The sequence below is a fragment of the Pseudomonas sp. K5002 genome, from assembly GCF_013386655.1.
Lineage (GTDB): Bacteria > Pseudomonadota > Gammaproteobacteria > Pseudomonadales > Pseudomonadaceae > Aquipseudomonas.
In genome coordinates, this window is record NZ_JACARK010000480.1 from 1 (window position 1) to 14,940 (window position 14,940).

The 14,940-nt window shown below is 59.9% G+C and carries 14 protein-coding genes and 1 pseudogene; 5 read left to right on the top strand and 10 right to left on the bottom strand.

Going from position 1 to position 14,940, the window contains the following annotated elements:
• The 6 genes from HX846_RS21020 to HX846_RS21045 form a co-directional block, all read right to left on the bottom strand.
• The coding region (locus HX846_RS21020; protein ID WP_178966033.1) for a 2Fe-2S iron-sulfur cluster-binding protein at positions 1-177 on the bottom strand (177 nt) is incomplete at its 3' end.
• Complete coding sequence (gene ubiD, locus HX846_RS21025; RefSeq protein WP_178966034.1) at positions 177-1,643, bottom strand: 4-hydroxy-3-polyprenylbenzoate decarboxylase; 1,467 nt, start codon at positions 1,641-1,643, stop codon at positions 177-179. The genes ubiD and HX846_RS21020, both read right to left, overlap by 1 nt.
• Before the next feature lie 89 nt (positions 1,644-1,732).
• Positions 1,733-3,718: an acyltransferase family protein gene (locus HX846_RS21030; protein WP_177035325.1), complete on the bottom strand. Its 1,986-nt coding sequence runs from the start codon at positions 3,716-3,718 to the stop codon at positions 1,733-1,735.
• A 156-nt stretch (positions 3,719-3,874) separates the two neighbouring features.
• Positions 3,875-5,134: a transcription termination factor Rho gene (gene rho, locus HX846_RS21035; protein WP_008438874.1), complete on the bottom strand. Its 1,260-nt coding sequence runs from the start codon at positions 5,132-5,134 to the stop codon at positions 3,875-3,877.
• 234 nt (positions 5,135-5,368) lie between these two features.
• Entirely contained in the window at positions 5,369-5,698 is a 330-nt protein-coding gene (gene trxA, locus HX846_RS21040; protein WP_003213989.1) for a thioredoxin TrxA, read from the bottom strand.
• A gap of 121 nt (positions 5,699-5,819) precedes the next feature.
• On the bottom strand, positions 5,820-6,515 hold the full coding sequence (locus tag HX846_RS21045) for a FadR/GntR family transcriptional regulator (protein WP_003213991.1): 696 nt from the start codon (positions 6,513-6,515) through the stop codon (positions 5,820-5,822).
• A 255-nt stretch (positions 6,516-6,770) separates the two neighbouring features.
• Between HX846_RS21045 and HX846_RS21050 the strand changes: the two genes are divergently transcribed.
• The 4 genes from HX846_RS21050 to HX846_RS21065 are packed head-to-tail and all read left to right on the top strand — an operon-like array spanning position 6,771 to position 9,618.
• Positions 6,771-7,556: a transporter substrate-binding domain-containing protein gene (locus HX846_RS21050; protein WP_003213993.1), complete on the top strand. Its 786-nt coding sequence runs from the start codon at positions 6,771-6,773 to the stop codon at positions 7,554-7,556.
• A gap of 22 nt (positions 7,557-7,578) precedes the next feature.
• Positions 7,579-8,247, top strand: coding sequence for an amino acid ABC transporter permease (locus tag HX846_RS21055; RefSeq protein WP_003213995.1), 669 nt, complete (start codon positions 7,579-7,581; stop codon positions 8,245-8,247).
• On the top strand, positions 8,244-8,894 hold the full coding sequence (locus tag HX846_RS21060; protein ID WP_003213996.1) for an amino acid ABC transporter permease: 651 nt from the start codon (positions 8,244-8,246) through the stop codon (positions 8,892-8,894). The genes HX846_RS21055 and HX846_RS21060 overlap by 4 nt, the downstream gene beginning before the upstream one ends.
• Positions 8,881-9,618 (top strand): amino acid ABC transporter ATP-binding protein, encoded by a 738-nt coding sequence (locus HX846_RS21065; RefSeq protein WP_003213999.1) that lies wholly within the window; start codon positions 8,881-8,883, stop codon positions 9,616-9,618. Before HX846_RS21060 ends, HX846_RS21065 begins: the two co-directional genes overlap by 14 nt.
• Before the next feature lie 4 nt (positions 9,619-9,622).
• Here the strand turns inward: HX846_RS21065 and HX846_RS21070 are convergent, their stop codons facing one another.
• From HX846_RS21070 to HX846_RS21085, 4 genes are all read right to left on the bottom strand, one after another.
• Positions 9,623-10,213, bottom strand: a complete 591-nt coding sequence (locus HX846_RS21070) for a hypothetical protein (protein ID WP_177122661.1) — start codon at positions 10,211-10,213, stop codon at positions 9,623-9,625.
• Positions 10,179-12,683, bottom strand: coding sequence for a fimbria/pilus outer membrane usher protein (locus HX846_RS21075; RefSeq protein ID WP_256739847.1), 2,505 nt, complete (start codon positions 12,681-12,683; stop codon positions 10,179-10,181). The genes HX846_RS21070 and HX846_RS21075 overlap by 35 nt, the downstream gene beginning before the upstream one ends.
• Positions 12,684-12,690: 7 nt before the next feature.
• Entirely contained in the window at positions 12,691-13,407 is a 717-nt protein-coding gene (locus HX846_RS21080) for a fimbria/pilus chaperone family protein (RefSeq protein WP_207241471.1), read from the bottom strand.
• A gap of 123 nt (positions 13,408-13,530) precedes the next feature.
• Positions 13,531-14,190 (bottom strand): DUF1120 domain-containing protein, encoded by a 660-nt coding sequence (locus HX846_RS21085; protein ID WP_178966036.1) that lies wholly within the window; start codon positions 14,188-14,190, stop codon positions 13,531-13,533.
• A 472-nt stretch (positions 14,191-14,662) separates the two neighbouring features.
• Between HX846_RS21085 and HX846_RS21090 the strand changes: the two are divergent.
• Positions 14,663-14,940: pseudogene (locus tag HX846_RS21090) on the top strand (exopolyphosphatase); the annotation flags it as partial.

The window sequence follows — 14,940 nt, forward strand, 5'->3', positions numbered from 1 at the left end:
ACGCACCTCACCGGCTTGCTGCACCCGGCCTTCCACCAGCAGCGCCGCGCACACGTGGCACACGCCATTGCGGCAGGCCTGGGGGCAATCGTAGCCCAGGCGGCGCGCGCCCTCGAGGATCCGCTCGCCGGGCGTCAGTTCAAGTACCGCACCGGAAGGCTGCAGGGTTACACGCATCAATCTATTCCTAATTCTTTCCAGAGCGCATCGACACGGGCAGTGACCGCTTCGTCCTTGACGATCACGCGGCCCCATTCGCGGGTGGTTTCACCCGGCCATTTATGGGTGGCGTCCAGGCCCATTTTCGAGCCGAGGCCCGATACCGGGGAAGCAAAGTCGAGGTAGTCGATCGGCGTGTTGTCGATCATCACCGTGTCGCGCTTGGGGTCCATACGCGTGGTGATGGCCCAGATCACGTCGTTCCAGTCCCGGGCGTTGATGTCGTCGTCGGTGACAATAACGAACTTGGTGTACATGAACTGTCGCAAAAACGACCACACACCCAGCATTACCCGCTTGGCGTGGCCGGGGTACGACTTCTTCATCGTCACGATGGCCATGCGATACGAGCAGCCTTCGGGCGGCAGGTAGAAATCAGTGATTTCCGGAAACTGCTTTTGCAGGATCGGCACAAACACTTCGTTCAACGCCACGCCGAGGATCGCCGGCTCATCCGGCGGGCGGCCGGTGTAGGTGCTGTGGTAGATCGGCTTGATCCGGTGGGTGATGCGCTCGACGGTGAACACCGGGAAGCTGTCGACTTCGTTGTAGTAGCCGGTGTGGTCGCCGTAGGGGCCTTCATCGGCCATCTCGCCCGGGTGAATCACGCCTTCGAGGATGATTTCGGCGGTGGCCGGAACTTGCAGGTCGTTACCGCGGCATTTCACCAGCTCAGTGCGATTGCCGCGCAACAGGCCGGCGAAAGCGTACTCGGACAGGCTGTCGGGCACCGGCGTGACGGCGCCGAGGATGGTCGCCGGGTCGGCGCCCAGGGCCACGGAAACAGGGAATGGCTGGCCGGGATGCTTTTCGCACCACTCACGGAAATCCAGGGCGCCGCCACGGTGGCTCAGCCAGCGCATGATGACCTTGTTGCGGCCGATCACTTGCTGACGGTAGATGCCGAGGTTCTGGCGGTCCTTGTTCGGGCCCTTGGTGACGGTCAGGCCCCAGGTGATCAGCGGGCCGACGTCGCCAGGCCAGCAGGTCTGCACGGGGAGCATGCCGAGGTCGACATCCTCGCCTTCGATCACCATTTCCTGGCAAACCGCGTCTTTCACGACCTTGGGGGCCATGGCGATGATCTTGCGGAAGATGGGCAGCTTCGACCAGGCGTCCTTGAGCCCCTTGGGTGGCTCGGGTTCCTTGAGGAAGGCCAGCAGCTTGCCGATCTCGCGCAGTTCGCTGACCGACTCGGCGCCCATGCCAAACGCCACGCGGTCGGGAGTGCCGAACAGGTTGCCGAGCACCGGGATATCAAAGCCCACCGGGTTTTCGAACAGCAGCGCCGGGCCCTTGTTGCGCAAGGTGCGGTCGCAAATCTCAGTCATCTCCAGGACCGGGGAAATCGGCACCTGGATACGTTTCAACTCTCCGCGCTGCTCAAGTTGCTGCACGAAATCCCGAAGATCCTTGAATTTCATTAACCATGCCACCCGTAAAATAGGCGTACATCCTACCTGCTCTTACGGTCGCTGGCAGCTTATTGAGCAGCATTGCCGACGACACAGACTCAAAGAGCCGATGCCTGGGTTTCATCGCGCAAGGCTTTGAACAAGGGTTCAAGAAACGCCTCGACATACCGCGAACCAACCGCCGAGAGGTGATTGTCGTCGGTGTACAGCGACTGACCGTCCAGTTCCACCCGGCACCAGTCATTCGCACTGCATAACTTGGGCGCCGGATCCATTACCTTTACCCCGGGATCAGCCGCCGCCATGCGCTCGAATACGCTGCTGATATAGGCCTGGCGCTGGAGGTGCTCATCCAGGGGCATGCCTTCTTTGTCGGTGGGCCGGCCGAGCATCGCCAGGCGACTCAGGCGGTAAGGCGGACTGAATTCCTGCAGGGGGACTTCCTTGACCAGCCACACCCGATGGCCGCTGGCGCGCAATTGCTGCACAAGGGCGCCCAGACTTTCAGCGAAGCGCCGCTCGGCGAAGGCGCGGTCATAGGTTCCGGTCGCCGGGTCCAGCAACGAAGCCTCGGTGTCACCATCGCGCTGCCCATAGACATACAGGCTCCAGCGCGCCACCAGCACCACGTCGCTAAAGGTTTCCTTGCCGAGCAGTTGCGTGACCTGCTGGTTAAAGGTCAAGCAGCCCGGAACGCTTTCCTTGCGATTAAACGGCAGGCAACCGGCATAACCTGCCTGCGTGACGCTGACACCGTACTTGCTGGCGCCGTCTCGCAACGCCGGAACCAGCGCCGTGGCATGGCTATCGCCCCAGACCAGCGCGCGCGTCGGCGCGGACTGAGGCCCGAAATGACAAAATCCATGGTGGCGATTTTTCCCACCATCCACCAGGCAGGCCATAAGGTCCGGGCTCCACTCGCGCGCCTGGGCAAATTGCAGCGCCTCGGGCGACAGGCGCCAAGGCAAGCCCTTCGTCATGACCAGGCCTTTGCCGAGCAGTCCCACCCCAAGCAGCGCGATACCCGCCGCCACCAGGATTTGCTTGCGCCCTGCCAACAGCCGACGTTCACGGAACGGCGCCTCGACAAACCGCCAGGACGCATAACCCAGCACCAGGCTCAACACAAACAGTGCACCAAGCTCCCACGGGCCCAGCCCGTCGACACTGGCGTACTTGCCAAACACGTACACCGGCCAGTGCCACAGGTACCAGGAGTAGGAGATCAGGCCAATCCCCACCAGCAAGCGGCTACCCAGCAGCTTGCTCGTCAGGGTAGTTTGCTGGCCGTTGGCCCAAATCAGGCAGACCACGCCCACCACCGGCAACAGCGCTGCGGCGCCGGGAAACGGCGTGCTCGGGTCATACGCGAAGACCGCCAGCAGGATCAGGCCGAGGCCGGCAAGGCTGACGGCCTGCGCCAACGCCGGGCTGGCGCGGTACTCGCGTACCGGCATTACCGCCAGCATTGCGCCCGCCAACAGCTCCCAGGCACGCATCTGCAGCAGGAAAAAGGCTCGTTCCGGAGCGTGGGCCACCGCCCATGTACTCATGCCGAATGACACCAGCAACAACACGAACAGCGCCGTGCGCCAATATTTGAGCCGGCTCGACAGCAGTGTCAGCAGCAGTGGGAAGAGGATGTAGAACTGTTCTTCAACCGACAATGACCAGGTATGCAGCAACGGTTTGATATCGGAGGCCACATCAAAGTAACCGTCCTGACGCATGAAAAACAGGTTGGAGATAAACACCACCTGGTTATGTATCGAGCGCCCCAACTCGCTGTAATCCTTTGGCGCCAGCAGGAACCAGCCCACCACCAGCGCGCCGAGCATCATCACGAACAGTGCCGGCAGGATACGCCGCGCTCGCCTGGCCCAGAAGCTGACAAAACTGAAACGGCCGGCCTCACGCTCGCGCCAGATGATCGAGGTGATCAAGTAGCCGGAGATCACGAAAAACACGTCGACGCCGACAAAGCCGCCGGTAAAGCCCGGTACACCAAAATGAAACAGCACAACAGCGAGCACAGCTATGGCACGCAGGCCGTCAATGTCCCTGCGATAAGCGAGAATGGTCATAAAATCTTGTAATTTGCCTGATCGGATGGACAGCGAGTGTAGTCACACACGCGAGTTTGTTTCTAAACAGACACACACTAAAGCCAAACCTCCTTTTCCAGAAACAAAAAAAATGGCGCCCCATGGGGCGCCATCCTTTTTGACCGAAGCGTCGTGTTACTTGCGCTTCATCGACAGGAAGAACTCGTCGTTGGTCTTGGTGGTTTTCAGCTTGTCGATCAGGAACTCGATGGCCGCAACTTCGTCCATCGGGTGCAGCAGCTTGCGCAGGATCCACATGCGCTGCAGTTCGTCATCGGCGGTCAGCAACTCTTCGCGGCGCGTGCCGGAACGGTTGATGTTGATGGCCGGGAACACCCGCTTCTCGGCGATACGACGGTCCAAAGGCAGTTCCATGTTGCCGGTACCTTTAAACTCTTCGTAGATCACTTCATCCATCTTCGAACCGGTTTCAACCAGTGCGGTGGCGATGATGGTCAGCGAGCCGCCTTCTTCGATGTTCCGCGCAGCGCCGAAGAAACGTTTCGGTTTCTCCAGGGCGTGGGCATCGACACCACCGGTGAGCACCTTGCCGGAGCTTGGGATCACGGTGTTGTAGGCACGGGCCAGACGGGTGATGGAGTCGAGCAGGATCACCACGTCTTTCTTGTGTTCGACCAGGCGCTTGGCCTTCTCGATCACCATTTCGGCAACCTGCACGTGGCGGGTTGGCGGCTCATCGAACGTCGAGGCAACCACTTCGCCGCGCACGGTGCGCTGCATTTCGGTTACTTCTTCCGGACGCTCATCGATCAGCAACACGATCAGGTGAACTTCAGGGTTATTACGGGCGATGTTCGCTGCGATGTTCTGCAGCATGATGGTCTTGCCGGCTTTCGGCGGGGCCACGATCAGGCCGCGCTGGCCTTTGCCGATCGGGGCACACAGGTCGATGACACGACCGGTCAAGTCTTCGGTGGAACCGTTGCCGGCTTCCATCTTCATGCGCACGGTCGGGAACAGCGGCGTCAGGTTCTCGAAGAGAATCTTGTTTTTCGCGTTCTCGGGACGATCGTAGTTGATCGTGTCGACCTTGAGCAGAGCGAAATAACGCTCGCCTTCCTTTGGAGGGCGGATCTTGCCAACGATGGTGTCACCGGTGCGCAAGTTGAAGCGACGGATCTGGCTCGGCGAGACGTAGATATCGTCTGGGCCGGCGAGATAGGAAGCGTCTGCAGAGCGGAGGAAGCCGAAGCCGTCCTGGAGAATCTCCAGCACGCCATCACCGGAGATTTCCTCGCCGCTTTTCGCGTGCTTTTTCAGCAGGGAGAAAATCACGTCCTGCTTGCGCGAACGGGCCATATTTTCTATGCCCATCTGTTCGGCCAATTCGAGCAGTTCGGTAATCGGCTTTTGCTTGAGTTCAGTCAGATTCATATAGGAATGACGTAATCATTTATGGAGGGGGGGAAATTAAGCTTTTGGCTTAATGAGGCCGCGCCGCAGAGAAGGCGACAGGATCGCGTACTAATCGAAAAGGAGAGCGTCGGCGACGGCTTGCAGGGGGCAGTGGAGAAACCAGTGCGGGGCCGAATGTACCACCTGAGTTTCAGAGCGTCTAGCCCTGTTTCACGAAAAAGCCCCGCAAATTGCGGGGCTTTTTGAGGACGCTTAGATATTGGCGTCGAGGAAAGCTTGCAGCTGGGACTTCGACAGCGCGCCGACCTTGGTGGCCTCGACGTTGCCGTTCTTGAACAGCATCAGGGTCGGGATACCACGCACGCCGTGCTTGGCCGGAGTTTCCTGGTTGTCATCGATGTTCAGCTTGGCAATGGTCAACTTGCCTTCGTAAGTGGTGGCAATGTCGTCCAGGACCGGAGCGATCATTTTGCAAGGACCGCACCACTCAGCCCAGTAGTCAACCAGCACCGGGCCCTGGGCCTTCAGTACTTCGGCCTCGAAGGTCGCGTCGGTGACGTGCTTGATAAGATCGTTGCTCATGGATGTCTCCGGGTTGTAAGCAAAAAAAACGTTGCCCATCATAGCCGCCCTTCCCGCGTTCAGGAAGCTGCAGCTGATTGACTCTTCCTATGATGGCGCATGAGTTTGGGTATAGCCCAACTCATGGGGTTACGGGAGTGATGAAGGCAATCCCTGTACGCAACGCCGCGTTACGCACATGTTCCTGCATGCTTTTCTGCGCCGCCCCGCTGGCGCGTCGGGCCAGGGCACGGAGGACCTTGCGGTGCTCCTGCCAGGTCTCCATGGCCCGCTCCGGCCGGATGAACGGTAGTTTCTGGCTCTCCAGGAACACCTCGGCACTGGCGCTGAGGATGCTCACCATCGCCTGATTGCCGCTGGCCAGCAGGATGCGCCGGTGGAATTCGAAGTCCAGCCGGGCGGCTGCCTCGAAATCACCGGCCTTCAGCTCCTTGCGCATCGCCTCGACGTTATCTTCCAGGATGTCCAACTCCCCGGTGGTCAGCGTCACCGCCGCCAGCCCCGCCGCAAAACCTTCCAGGGCGTAGCGCAGTTGAAAGATATCCAGCGGCGTCGCCTGTGCCGTAAACGGCCAGGCCAACCCCGGCAGCTCTTCGGCCGCTTGCACGAACACGCCTTTGCCCGGCTGCACACTTACCACGCCCAAGGCACTGAGGGACGACAAGGCTTCACGCAAAGAGGCCCGGCTCACGCCCAATTGCAGCGCCAGGTCGCGCTGGGAGGGCAACGCATCACCCGGCCCGAAGCCCTCGTCAGCGATCAATTTGCGGATGGCCTGTAGCGCCACTTCCGGTACGGCTTGGGCGATGGAATTCATAAGAAACTCAGGTTTCCAGTCAACTGAGCGGCTAGTTGTAAAGCTATTCGCAGCGCCCGGCAAGCCACGCCCCAAAGGGGCTCGCGCGGTTTTGACGGCGCTCGAAAAGGGTGCAGAAAACCCAGTAACTGTTCAGACCAGTAAGACCGCCAAGACTCAACAGCCACCGGCTCTGGCGCGAAATACGGCGGTGCTGGCATGGGCTGTGCACTGGCAAAAACCGGAAAATCCTTTCGTCCTTTTCGGAGAGTCGCCATGACCAAGCGTTGCAGCGCCCTGCTCACTGCCCTGTTTGCCAGCCTGATGCTGAGCCAGGCGCCCGCCCAGGCCAACGGTCTGGACGATATCGTCGCCCGTGGCACCCTCAAGGTGGCCGTGCCCCAGGATTTCCCGCCGTTCGGCTCGGTCGGCCCGGACATGAAGCCCCGCGGCCTGGACATCGACACCGCAAAGCTTTTGGCCGACCAGCTCAAGGTCAAGCTTGAACTGACCCCGGTCAACAGCACCAACCGCATCCCGTTCCTCACCACCGGCAAGGTCGACCTGGTGATTTCCAGCCTGGGCAAGAACGCCGAGCGCGAGAAGGTCATCGACTTCTCCAAGGCCTACGCGCCCTTCTACCTCGCCGTATTCGGCCCTCCCGATGCGCCGATCAGCACCGTTGACGACCTCAAGGGCAAAACCATCAGCGTGACCCGTGGCGCCATCGAAGACATCGAGCTGACCGCCGTGGCGCCTAAAGAGGCGACGATCAAGCGCTTTGAAGACAACAACTCGACCATCGCCGCCTACCTCGCCGGCCAGGTGGACCTGATCGCCAGCGGCAACGTGGTGATGGTGGCCATCAGCGAACGCAACCCCAAGCGCGTGCCGGCACTGAAAGTGAAGCTCAAGGACTCGCCGGTGTACGTGGGCGTGAACAAGAACGAGCCGGCGCTGCTGGACAAGGTGAACCAGATCCTGGTCGCGGCCAAGGCCGACGGCAGCCTGGAAAAGAATGCATTGCAGTGGCTCAAAGAGCCGCTGCCGGCTGATCTCTGAGCGCGGTAACGAGGATTAGCCTATGGCCTATCAATTCGACTTTGTGCCGGTCCTGGCCAATACCGATCTGTTGCTGCGCGGCGCGCTGTTCACACTTGAACTGACCGCCATCGGTGCAGTACTGGGCGTGGCGCTGGGAATCGTCGGCGCCGTGGTGCGGGCGTGGAAGATCCAGCCGTTCAGTTGGATCTTCGGCGTGTACGTCGAGTTGATCCGCAACACGCCGTTCCTGGTGCAGTTGTTTTTCATCTTCTTCGGCCTGCCGTCCCTCGGCCTGAAAATCACCGAATGGCAGGCGGCAGTGCTGGCGATGGTGATCAACCTGGGGGCGTACTCCACCGAGATCATCCGCGCCGGGATCCAGGCGATCCCCCGCGGGCAACTGGAAGCGGCGGCCGCGCTGGCGATGACACGTTTCGAGGCGTTCCGCCATGTGGTGTTGCTGCCCGCGCTGGGCAAGGTCTGGCCGGCCCTGAGCAGCCAGATCATCATCGTGATGCTCGGCTCGGCGGTCTGCTCGCAGATCGCCACCGAGGAACTGAGCTTTGCCGCCAACTTTATCCAGTCGCGCAACTTCCGCGCCTTTGAAACCTATGCGCTGACGACCCTGGTCTACCTGTGCATGGCGTTGATGATCCGCCAATTGCTGAACTGGATCGGCCGGCGCTATGTCATGAGGAACGCCCGATGAGTGATTTTTCGTTCTGGGACATCGTGCGCAACCTGCTCACCGGTTTGCAGTGGACCTTGCTGCTGTCGCTTGTGGCGTTCATCGGCGGCGGCGTGATCGGCTTGCTGGTGATGACTATGCGCATCAGCACCAAGGCGTTCCCGCGCAATGTCGCCCGCACCTATATCGAGCTGTTCCAGGGCACGCCGCTGTTGATGCAACTGTTCCTGGTGTTCTTCGGCATCGCCTTGCTCGGCGTGGACATTTCGCCCTGGCTGGCGGCGGCGATTGCCTTGACCCTGTTCACCAGCGCCTACCTGGCCGAAATCTGGCGTGGCTGCGTCGACTCCATCGCCCACGGCCAATGGGAGGCGTCCGCGAGCCTGGCCCTGAACCCGCTGGAGCAATTGCGCTACGTGATCCTGCCCCAGGCCCTGCGCATTGCCGTGGCGCCAACCGTGGGTTTCTCGGTGCAAGTGGTCAAGGGCACCGCCGTGACCTCGATCATCGGCTTCACCGAGCTGACCAAGACCGGCGGCATGCTCGCCAACGCTACCTTCGAACCCTTCATGGTCTATGGCCTGGTGGCGCTGGGTTACTTCCTGCTCTGCTACCCCTTGTCCCTCAGTGCGCGCTACCTGGAAAGGAGACTGCATGCCTCTGCTTAGAATTTCCGCCCTGCATAAGTATTACGGCGATCACCACGTCCTCAAGGGCATCGACCTGAGTGTCGAAGAAGGCCAGGTGGTGGCAATCATCGGTCGTAGCGGCTCGGGCAAATCCACCCTGCTGCGCACCCTCAATGGCCTGGAGTCGATCAACGACGGCGTGATCGAAGTCGACGGCGAATACCTCGACGCCGCCCGCGCCGACCTGCGCACCCTGCGGCAGAAAGTCGGCATGGTGTTCCAGCAGTTCAACCTGTTCCCACACCTGACGGTGGGCGAAAACGTCATGCTTGCGCCGCAAGTGGTGCAGAAAGTGCCGAAAGCCAAGGCCGCACAATTGGCGCGACAGATGCTTGAGCGCGTTGGGCTGGGGGAGAAGTTCGACGCGTTCCCCGATCGTTTGTCCGGCGGCCAGCAGCAGCGGGTAGCAATCGCCCGGGCTCTGGCGATGTCGCCCAAAGTGCTGCTGTGCGATGAAATCACCTCGGCCCTGGACCCGGAGCTGGTCAACGAAGTGCTCAGCGTAGTGCGCCAACTGGCCAAGGATGGCATGACACTGATCATGGTCACCCATGAGATGCGTTTTGCCCGGGAAGTGGGTGACAAGCTGGTGTTCATGCACCAGGGCAAGGTGCATGAAGTGGGCGACCCGAAAATCCTGTTTGCCAATCCGCAGACCGCCGAGCTGGCCAACTTCATCGGTTCGGTGGAGCGCACGGACTGAGGCATCAGGCCCCGGGCGCCCACTCAAAACCGCCCTGCCCCTCAAATGTCGTTTCATCCCTGACGGCCAGCAAAGCCGCAGGCAGGAAGGTCTCGACGTTGACCAGGGCGGTGAAGCGGCGCCCATGCACCGGCATACCCGCTACGTGTGCAACAAGCCTATGGCCCGGCAGCAATCGTCCGGTCGCCGGCTCTTCAGACAGGTGCGACATTACCAGCTCAACGGATTTTCCATCGATTTGAGCGGACTGCAGGCTCAGGGTGAAATGCCCCTGTCGCCCAAACCGAAAGCCCTCCAGGCCTGCGGGTACGCCCGTAAAGCGCAGCGCCATGGATACAGGCGCCTCACAGGCCATGTTCAGGCGAAGCGTGCGCTTGCCCAGCGCGATCTGTGGGTCGCCCCGCTCGGCCTGGCGAACCAGACCGTAATCAACCCGGGGCTGGCTCAAGGACACCTGGCAGTTATCTGCCCGCGCCTCATTGGCCAACACCACGACAAACAGCAGCAGGTAAAGGATAAGCCCATGACGCAGGCGTCCACCGTCAAAAGGCCCCACCGGCTCAGAGGGTACGGCAGAGCGCCGAACCTGTTTCATAGAATTTGTCGTCATTGGATTCTGGCTCAAGGTTCAGTTGCAACAAGCAGGTGCTTGAATCTGGCAAGGAGATGTTCAGCGCTCGCGACTCATCCAGGCTGTTAAGGAAGACCATGCCCTCGCCCACGACGCTGGTCAGGAAAGCATTGTTGCTGTCGAAAACCGAGGCTCCCTGGGGCAAGGGTTGGCCCTGCGCGTCACGGACCTCAAGCAATACACGGCGCACTTTCACTACTTCGAAATCGATCGTGTTGAAAGAACCGCGTCCGGCCGCAAGGACCTTGGTGCCGTTTTTCAGATCGATGCGCTTGGGCAGGGATTGGGTTTGCACCTCGACATTGCTGCTGCGGTAGGCAGGCAGGCTGGCGATCACCGCCTGCCCGCGGTAGTCAGTCCAGACCGGCCCCTGCGGCGTCGAAACCTTGGCTGCCCCGACATTACCCACAGAGACAATTCCAAAGGTGTCCTGGACGGCATAGGGCGAGAACGTCATGCCTCTGTCGTGGACCACCACGCCGCCCTGCAATTGGCCGGTATACCCGGTGCTCAATGAATCATGTCGCACACCCAACCCTATCTGGGTGTAACGCGGCATGGCATTCACGCGGGCGTGAACAGCCTGTGTACGGCTCGCCTGCTCACGCGCAACCCCCACTTCATAGTTCACATAGTCGTTGACCCGATCGCTGAAGGCGGTCCCAAGATCGAACCTGTCGCCCCGCCGACTGGCATACGAGGTGACGCGGCGATCCCCACCGAACGGCACGGTGACCTGCAACCGAAGCGAAAGCCCCTTATCCGACACATCGCTGCGCTCGTCTCGAACGGTGTTCTTGACCTTGCGCGGTCGAGAGCCGCCCACCCGGGAATCCGCAATCAAAGCCACCTGGGTGCCATTGAACTGCTGGTTCCATGAGGCAAAGACGTGTTCGGCGGAGCGATCATCAAATTGCGAGCTGCGGGAATAACTGACGGAAAAGCCTCCCAGGGACGGGTCGACCCAACTCAAACCTACCGTGTATTGGTCCTTGAAGCGGGCATCCCGCTGGTCACGCCGCGTCGACTGCCCCACTTCCAGTACTTCGCGATAATCCCGCGTCTGGGTAGTGGCACTCGACGTCATTTCAATGCCGGCGAACAGCGGACTTCCCACGGTGACTGAGCTGCGAGCCCCAGTAACTTCGTCCCGGCCATCGCGAGACAGGTTCTGGCGCACGCCAACCGAAAGGTGCTGGAAAAAAACACTGCTCCACACGCCACCCGCCGCCTGGTATTCGTCGGTACTCAACAGGCCGAATCCCAGTGACGAGTTGCGCCCCAATCCCCAGGTCCCACTGCCCATCGCCACGACCGGAGGCTCCCCGGCACCCGGATTTGCCCCGCGCACCTTGCCCAGGGAGAAGTAATAACCGGGCTCTATCGGTACCGCCCCCGCAAAGGACGCGGCAGGGACGGTGAACCCATGCCTGCCACCGCGAGTGCCAATGACACTGACCTCAAGATCGCTGGTGCCATTGAGTATGGGTAATCCGGTCAACGTGAACGGGCCTTCCGGTACCAGTGTGGTATGGATCAACACCCCGGCCTGGCGCACCTCGACCCGGGATGGGCTCTGGGCCAAACCTTCGACCACCACGCTGCTGCCACCCGGACTGCGCGATTGGCCATCCGGCGAGAGCTGGAAACCCGACAGCTGTAACCCACCGAACACCGGGTTGTTGCTGGAAATCTGCCCGACCTGGAAGGTCGACTTCAGGGGCGCGAAATCGCGCTGGGCGTAGGCATTCACATGCTCGCTGCTGCGCTTGCCGTTATCGGAGACGAAGAATTGGCGGCTTCGGACGATCCAGTTGCCGATATTGAATCCCGCCTCGGTGTAGGCCGAAACCGAGCGGGAAGAGCCGCTGTTGAAGCGCTCTTCGAACCCCTGCACATCGTAATTGAACAAGGCTGCCGTGCCGCCCTGGGAGAAACTGCCGACATCCCATTCGGCCTCGCGCATTGACTGAGTAGGCACCACCAGCGATACCTCATCGCTGCCGGGGCGCAACTTGACGATGGTCGCGGGGTAAGCACCGAGAAAGTCATGACACGCCTGATCGGGCGCAATGCCCGGCCGAATAATCGCGGCTGGCAACCGCAACCCGGCCTTGTCCAGCAGGACCGGGGTAAAACACAACTGCCCCTGGTAATCGAAGCGTGCCTCCACCAGGCCCAATGAGGTGCCGTTGACCTGCAGCCCCACCACGTGCACGCCCTCGCGGAATCGCGCAGCACTGCGAAAATAATGGGCAACCTTCGGGTCGATCCCGTTCGCCGACAAGACCGCCAGATCAAAACCCGATCCGAGCTCCAGCGCGTAGGCGGGAAGGCTCCACAGCGTTGCCAGGCCGATACAAGTCCGGGAAACCGAGGTTCGAATGGGTCGTACAGAGAGGCTCCAATCGTTTGCATGGGTAGCATTTCTCATAGACCGCTCAACCCGCCTCGACAACAACGGAGGCTTCGTAGGCGGTTGCCGAATACCCGTAGACCGTCGCCGGTTGAATCTCGACACCACTGACCTGGGCCACCGCCTCTTCGATGCGGGTCGATAACACTTCGCCAGGCAGGATATAGGTGCGCGGCAATATCGCCGGGTGCCTCGACGGCAGCAGGTGTACCTCCAGCCCCATCCGGACCACGTAGGCACTGTCGTTATGAACCGTCAGCCGATTTCCCCGCAGCTTCCACTTCAGCAACTTCCATGGCTCCTGATGCCGCGGCAAGCCCTGGGGATGCAGGATCAGCGGTAAGTCCTGTCGAATGGTCACTCCAATGGTCGAGCGCCCTTCGGCGCGCGCCTGCGGAATACCTTCAAAGGTGACACGCTTCAATCGCTGGGTCTTGAGCGGCTGCTTCAAGGTACTGATAAACCGCACAAGTTGTGTTTCGCCCGGTTCGACACGGGCGATAGGAGGCGTAACGATCAAGAGTGTCTCCGGATCTTCCGGGACGTTTTGAATGACTGTGTGAAGTAAAGCAGGGCCAGCGTCCGTATTTTTTACGTTGATCGTCGCTTCACCGTTCTCTTCATAAAGAATAACAACGGATGTTTCCGGCTCCATTCCATCCGCTCTTACACTGCCAGAAACTAAAAAATAAAGATTCGCACACCAGAACAGAGCATTAACTGTATTTAAAAGACGACTCATCGAACTCTACCCGCAACCAGATAACGCACCGTTGACAATCACGAAATACCTATACGCATATAAAGAGCCAGCACGAAGCCACGGTGCGCGACCGCCTGCTAAATGCTGGCCATGTTTATAGAGTTAGATTCGAGTTACTACCAAAGTAGCAGCTCCATTCAATTGAATATCCCTGCTGAGATCCAGTGCATCGCCGCGATTGATCACAGCCTTGACTACGAGAGTGCCGGTAACGGAAGAGACCGCGGCTGGAGTTGTGTTGTTATTACGGCTCCAGGAGTGCTGGTAAGGAGATTTTTCGACCTTGCCGTCACTGGTGCTCCAGGCACCGCCGGAGCTTGTCCTTCTAAGCGGGTACAGCGCAGCGCCGACAGTGGTCAAGGTGGCGAGCCTGATCGAATAGCCACCGGTATTCCTGGTTCCGACCGCGCCAAGGCCAAAGTTGTGGTTGTCGGTGAAGCCGGTTCCCAGGATCCCCCTTACGACACTGTTTGTTTGTGAGTCAGTAACGGACAGTGCCATCTGGGCAGCCGCCGCACCACAGTTGACGTTTAACGGCAGCGACTTTTCCGGCAGAGGATAGAAAGAGGTCAGCGGAATGCTCGACGCATTGATCGTACCGTAATCAACGGTGCCGCCTGTGGCGCCGAGGTTTACCGTGCATGCAGCTGGTTTAATGGTTCCGGTGACTCTCAGGTTCCCGGCACCACTTGTATTTGCTTGAGCACCCATGCTTACCGCCAGGCCAACGACCACTATTGCCAAACCAAATGTTCTGTTCATGTTCATCCTGTCACTGAAGTTCTCAGGTGCATGTGGTTCGCCGGGCTATTCCATGCCCAACTGCTATCAACCTTGATAGGCAAACTACAAATAGTTAACACCACGGCTTAATTGCCGAGTGACAGTCTCTCTCGTAAACACCCGAAGAAAGAATGAGACGACGCCTGAACTAGTGTCAGAGCGGTAAAAAAACAATGTCCCCTTAGATCATCCTTGCAGTAGTCCTGACTTAATTATCGACTGGAACAAATAACCCAGCCATGTAGGCATATTCAGGAAGCCTATTAAAGCTGGAGATTTCCGTTACTCCACTTGCCCTACGGAACAATCGCCAGGCGCATCAAGAATCGCCCTACATATCCTGCAGATTTTCCTCCAAGACACCGATGAGCGAATTCCGGAAGCACTACGCGTTGGCGTCAGCGGTTGATCGTGGCACGATGGCGAGGTTATCGACCGAGACCCCTTAACCATGCCGCAATCCCAAGCCAAGAATCTGTCCCTGATCGCCGCCATCGACCTGGGCTCCAACAGCTTTCACATGGTCGTGGCCAAGGCCCAGAACGGCGAAATCCGCATCCTTGAGCGGCTCGGCGAGAAAGTGCAGCTGGCTGCCGGGATCGACGACGAGCGTCAGCTCAATGAAGAATCCATGCAGCGCGGGCTCGATTGCCTGAAGCGCTTTGCCCAACTGATCAACGGCATGCCCCCGGGCGCCGTGCGGATCGTCGGCACCAACGCCCTGCGCGA

What these genes read in the sequence shown, in the direction of transcription:
- HX846_RS21085 (WP_178966036.1), bottom strand. Translation starts at nt 14,190, where the DNA reads ATGAACAGAACATTTGGTTTGGCAATAGTGGTCGTTGGCCTGGCGGTA.
- HX846_RS21075 (WP_256739847.1), bottom strand. Translation starts at nt 12,683, where the DNA reads ATGAGAAATGCTACCCATGCAAACGATTGGAGCCTCTCTGTACGACCC.
- ubiD (WP_178966034.1), bottom strand. Translation starts at nt 1,643, where the DNA reads ATGAAATTCAAGGATCTTCGGGATTTCGTGCAGCAACTTGAGCAGCGC.
- trxA (WP_003213989.1), bottom strand. Translation starts at nt 5,698, where the DNA reads ATGAGCAACGATCTTATCAAGCACGTCACCGACGCGACCTTCGAGGCC.
- HX846_RS21055 (WP_003213995.1), top strand. Translation starts at nt 7,579, where the DNA reads ATGGCCTATCAATTCGACTTTGTGCCGGTCCTGGCCAATACCGATCTG.
- HX846_RS21050 (WP_003213993.1), top strand. Translation starts at nt 6,771, where the DNA reads ATGACCAAGCGTTGCAGCGCCCTGCTCACTGCCCTGTTTGCCAGCCTG.
- HX846_RS21070 (WP_177122661.1), bottom strand. Translation starts at nt 10,213, where the DNA reads ATGAAACAGGTTCGGCGCTCTGCCGTACCCTCTGAGCCGGTGGGGCCT.
- HX846_RS21030 (WP_177035325.1), bottom strand. Translation starts at nt 3,718, where the DNA reads ATGACCATTCTCGCTTATCGCAGGGACATTGACGGCCTGCGTGCCATA.
- rho (WP_008438874.1), bottom strand. Translation starts at nt 5,134, where the DNA reads ATGAATCTGACTGAACTCAAGCAAAAGCCGATTACCGAACTGCTCGAA.
- HX846_RS21045 (WP_003213991.1), bottom strand. Translation starts at nt 6,515, where the DNA reads ATGAATTCCATCGCCCAAGCCGTACCGGAAGTGGCGCTACAGGCCATC.
- HX846_RS21060 (WP_003213996.1), top strand. Translation starts at nt 8,244, where the DNA reads ATGAGTGATTTTTCGTTCTGGGACATCGTGCGCAACCTGCTCACCGGT.
- HX846_RS21080 (WP_207241471.1), bottom strand. Translation starts at nt 13,407, where the DNA reads ATGAGTCGTCTTTTAAATACAGTTAATGCTCTGTTCTGGTGTGCGAAT.
- HX846_RS21065 (WP_003213999.1), top strand. Translation starts at nt 8,881, where the DNA reads ATGCCTCTGCTTAGAATTTCCGCCCTGCATAAGTATTACGGCGATCAC.